General features: G+C 71.6%; 3 protein-coding genes and 1 pseudogene. 2 read left to right on the top strand and 2 right to left on the bottom strand.

What is annotated here, in order from left to right:
• Positions 1-376 (top strand): annotated as a pseudogene (locus tag VR44_RS20590) (hypothetical protein); the annotation flags it as partial.
• Here VR44_RS20590 and VR44_RS20595 read toward each other — a convergent pair.
• Positions 357-824, bottom strand: a complete 468-nt coding sequence (locus VR44_RS20595; protein WP_045949025.1) for a ricin-type beta-trefoil lectin domain protein — start codon at positions 822-824, stop codon at positions 357-359. The pseudogene VR44_RS20590 and the gene VR44_RS20595 overlap by 20 nt on opposite strands.
• 384 nt (positions 825-1208) lie before the next feature.
• Positions 1209-1637: a GNAT family N-acetyltransferase gene (locus VR44_RS20600; protein ID WP_045949026.1), complete on the bottom strand. Its 429-nt coding sequence runs from the start codon at positions 1635-1637 to the stop codon at positions 1209-1211.
• Positions 1638-1879: 242 nt separating this feature from the next.
• Between VR44_RS20600 and VR44_RS20605 the strand changes: the two genes are divergently transcribed.
• Positions 1880-3220: a hemolysin family protein gene (locus VR44_RS20605; RefSeq protein WP_045949027.1), complete on the top strand. Its 1341-nt coding sequence runs from the start codon at positions 1880-1882 to the stop codon at positions 3218-3220.
• Positions 3221-3285: the final 65 nt, after the last annotated feature.

The raw sequence follows: 3285 nt of genomic DNA on the forward strand, positions 1-3285 counted from the left end.
GCTGTGCACCGTACGGAACCTGCCGCGCGCCCTCAGCGAACTGCACCGCGTGCTGCGTCCGGACGCCGAGCTGCGCTTCCTGGAACACGGGATCGCCCCCGGCCCCGGTATGGCCTCGGTGCAGCGGGCGCTCGACCGGACGGTGTGGCCCCGCCTGTTCGGTGGCTGCCACACCGCCCGCGACCCGCTCGCCGCGATCGAGGCGGCCGGGTTCCGGATCACCGCGCACCGCTCCTTCCGGCTGCCGGAGCGCGGCCCGGCCCTCCCGACCTCGTACTGCGTCATCGGCTCCGGCCCGCCGCTCCCGCGACTAGCGCGGTGCGGCGGGCGCGGACCGCTCCCGCAGATGGACGGGATCAGCCCTGCGCCAGGCTGATCTGGTCGTTGAAGACCACCCACTTCTGGCCCGGGTCGGCCTGGTCGCACGGCTTCGTGCCGACGTTCGGGGTCCCCCAGGCGTTGGCGAAGCAGTAGGCCGGGGCGAAGGTGAGGGCGATCTGCTGGCCGGAGACGTTCCAGTACTGGCCCTGGTCGTTGGGGTTGCAGGGCTTGGTGGTGACCTGGCTGGTGCCCCAGTTGTTGGCCAGACAGTAGGCGCGGGCGCCGGCGAGGGAGATCTGGTTGCCCGAGACGACCCAGTGCTGGCCCTGGTCCGCGGAGTCGCAGGGCTTGGAGGAGATGTTCGGGGTGCCCCAGGCGTTGGCGAGGCAGTACCGGCCGGGCACGGCGGCCTGCTGGACGGCGCCCGCCCCACCGGCCGGGAGCAGGGAGGCCGCGAGGGCCAGGGCGGCGAGGGCGACGGTCTTGCGGAGGGAGATTCCCATGACGCGGATTCCATTCTCTGGGCAGGCCGGAGCGGTGGGCACACGGCCGGAATGAGGAGTTATTCGGCGCGGATCCGAGCGCAGGGAAATTGATATCAGCGATCACCGGGCGGTTGACGAAATCCTCCCGTTCTATCACCCGAAACGCCCAGTCCAGCGATCATCCGATGATCACCGACACCAACTCCCACCTGCGCACCGTCCCGCACGGAACCGCCCCAGGAGGAATTCCTTTTTGGTCACGCACTCGACCCGTCGCGTCCAGCCCGGCGAAACGTTCCGGAAATCCGGTTCCGACATAACCCCGAACCCTGGACGTGAGCGATATCGAGCCAATATTTCCGGCATAAACGGTTAGGCATTGCGGCGTTGGCCGAAAACCCCTTATCGGCCGGCCACCGGCTTCACCCAGCGGGTCCAGATCTCGTCGGGCCGGTAGCCGGCCGCGTCCCACGCGCCGTGCGCCTGCGCGTTCCCGTCGAGCACCATCGCGTCGGCCCGCCGGCCGCCCAGCTCCGCGAACCTGGCCTCGGCGGCCGCGAGCAGCGCCGACCCGATCCCCCGTCGACGGTGGGCCGGGTGGACCGCGAGGCGGTAGAGGTGGCACCGCCAGCCGTCGAACCCCGCGATCACGGTGCCGACGAGCTCGCCGCCGCACCGGGCGAGCAGCAGCGCGTGCGGGTCGCGGGCGTACAGCCGCTCGACCCCGGCCAGGTCGTCGCTGATGCTCGTGCCCTTGGCGGCGGTCTTCCAGAAGTCCAGTACGGCGGGCAGGTCCGCGGCCGACGCGGGCCCGATATGAAGATCGTCCATACGGCGATCCCACCATCCGCCCCCGAGGGGCCAAAAGGAGCAGCCATCCCCTTTGCCTTTCCTTTACCCTGTGGTCAGGGTCCCTCCCGGACCCCGGACCCGGACCCCGCGTCCGGCCTCCTCCCGACCGAAAGGTGTGAGCGTCCGTCCATGGGCGAGCCTCCCAGTACCCGCCAATCCCGCACGCGACATCGCGCGGTCCCCCTCCCCCTGGCCGACCATGGGACGGAGGTGATCGACCGATGACCGAAGTGCTCCTGCTCGTCGTGGCGCTGCTGCTCTGCCTTGCCTGCGGAGTCTTCGTCGCGGCCGAGTTCTCGCTGACCACCGTCGAGCGCAGCGAGCTCGAACGGGCCGTAGAGCGCGGCGAGCACGGCGCCGACAGCGCCCTGGCCGCCGTCCGCAGCCTGACCTTCCAGCTCTCCGGCGCCCAGCTCGGCATCACGGTGACCGGCCTGGTCATCGGCATGATCTCCAAGCCCTCGATCGCCGCCCTGCTCACCGGGCCCTTCGAGGCCATGGGCCTGTCCGCCTCGGCCGCCTCCTCCACGGCCCTGGTGCTCGGCACCGTCCTGTCGACGGTGGTGCTGATGGTCGTGGGCGAGCTGGTCCCCAAGAACTGGGCGATCTCCTCCCCCCTGGCCATCGCCAAGCGCGTGGCGACCCCGCAGCGGGTCTTCAGCCGCGCCTTCCGGCCGCTGATCAGCCACCTCAACACCACCGCCAACCACCTGGTGCGGCGGCTGGGCATGGAGCCCGCCGAGGAGCTGGCCTCCGCGCGCAGCCCGGAGGAGCTGGTGGCCCTGGCCCGGCACTCCGCGAAGGCGGGCTCGCTGGAGAAGGACACGGCCGAGCTGTTCGTCCGGACCCTGAACCTGGCCGACCTGACCGCCGAGAACGTGATGACCCCGCGCGTGCAGGTGACGGCCCTCGACGTGCAGACCACCGCCGAGGACGTCGCCAACGCGACCATGGCCACCGGCCTGTCCCGCTTCCCCGTCTACCGGGGCAGCCTCGACACCGTCGTCGGGACGGTCCACATCAAGGACGTCCTGGCCCTGCCCGCCGAGGAGCGCCACCGACACCCGGTGTCGCAGCTGCTGCGCGAGCCCCTCCTCGTGCCGGAGTCGCTGACCGTCGACCGGCTGCTGGACCGGCTGTCCGGCAGGCAGACGATGGCCGTGGTGATCGACGAGTACGGCGGCACGGCCGGTGTGGCCACGCTGGAGGACATCGTCGAGGAGGTCGTCGGCGAGGTGCGGGACGAGCACGACCCGCACGAGACGGCCGACCTGGCCCCGGCCGGTACGGACGAGTCCGGCCGGGTCCTGTACTCCGCCGACGGCGCCGCCCGCACCGACCAGCTCCGGCGGATCGGCCTGCGGGTGCCCGAGGGCCCGTACGAGACCCTGGCCGGGCTGATAGCCGCCGAACTGGGCCGGATACCGGCCGTCGGGGACCGGCTGGAGCTGGACGGCTGGCGGCTGGACGTGGTGGACGCGAGCGGCCGCCGCGCCGCCCGCGTACTGCTGCACATGCCGACCGGGACGGCCGGCGACGAGGGACCGGAGGGGGACCGATGACCGCTATCCAGCTGCTGATCGGCTTGGCGACGCTCGTCGTGAACGCCTTCTTCGTCGGCGCGGAG

It is taken from the genome of Streptomyces katrae (assembly GCF_000966975.1).
Lineage (GTDB): Bacteria > Actinomycetota > Actinomycetes > Streptomycetales > Streptomycetaceae > Streptomyces > Streptomyces katrae.